Raw genomic sequence first — 1,151 nt, 5'->3', positions numbered from 1 at the left:
CCTCGCCCCCGCCTCGCCCGCTCCGCCTGCCCACGCCGGGCCCTGCCCCGCCTACGCCGGGCCCTGCCCCGCTCCGCCCGGCTCCGCTCCCTCCGCCCCGCCGGGCTCCGCCCGCCCGGCCCCGCCCGCCCGGTCCCGCCCGCCCGGCCTCGTATGTCTGCTTGCTGCCGCGCCGGGAGTCCGGTGCGCACCGGCATGCGTTCACTCGCAGACCAGCGTTGTCCACAGGCGCGGCCGGTTGGTCCGGCGGCGCCGGGGCGGGCGGTGCACGATGAGGCGGTGGAGATCCAAGGGGCGGCCGTGGACGCGGCGCGACTCGTGCGCGACGCCCGGTACGCGGCCGGGCAGACGCAGATGGCGCTGGCCGACCGGGCCGGCGTCTCGCGGGCCACGGTGGCGGCGATCGAGACCGGTGCGCGCTCGCCGTCGTGGGCGATGCTGTCGAAGATCCTGGCGGCCACCGGCAAGCAGATGAGGGTGGAGCTCGAACCGCTCGACGAGGACCTGCGTCGCGCGGTCGCCGCCATGGGGGAGGGTGCCGCGGGCAGCACGGAGGCGGCGGACGACCTGAGCATGACGGTGTCGCTCATGGAGGGGCTGGTCGACGTCGGCTACCGGTTCGAGGGCACGGCGGCCGCGGCGCTGCTCGGAGGTCCGATCCCGCTGCCCGGCCGGGTGGGCCTCGCGCTGCCCGACGGGCCGGAAGCGGTCGGCTGGCTCGTCCGGCTGATGCAGACGGGGGCCGCAGCGGTGACGCCGCTGGGCAGGTCGTACCCGCTGGACGGCGTACGGAGCCCCGAAGGGGTCGCACGGCTCGTGGAGCTCGGGGACGGCGGTGCGTTCCTCCTGGACTACTGGCTGCGCACCTTCCTGGTGCGGTTCGCGCCGCACGAGGAGACGGCGCGCGCGGTGCTTGTCGTGGGTGAGCACGCGCCGCTCCGCGTCCAGCCGCTCCACGAGATCGAGGCCACCGACAAGCACGTCGCGGGGGGGGGGGGGGGGGGGGGGGGGGGGGGGGGGGGGCCCCCCGCCGGGGGGGGGGGGGGGGGGGGGGGGGCCCCCCCGGGGGCCCCCCCCCGGGGGGGCCCCCCCCCCCCCCCGCGGCGCCCCCCCCCCCCCCCCCCCCCCCCGGGGCCCCCCCCCCCCCCCCC

1 protein-coding gene is annotated in these 1,151 nt (G+C 80.1%); it reads left to right on the top strand.

The features are described from left to right. Positions 1–153: 153 nt before the first annotated feature. Positions 154–1,151: helix-turn-helix transcriptional regulator (locus tag ACIG47_RS11920; protein WP_397430982.1), on the top strand; the 998-nt coding region annotated here is incomplete at its 3' end.

Source organism: Promicromonospora sp. NPDC052451, assembly GCF_044547525.1.
In the GTDB taxonomy this organism is placed as follows: Bacteria; Actinomycetota; Actinomycetes; order Actinomycetales; family Cellulomonadaceae; genus Promicromonospora.
This window is presented reverse-complemented; position numbering and strand designations above follow the sequence as displayed.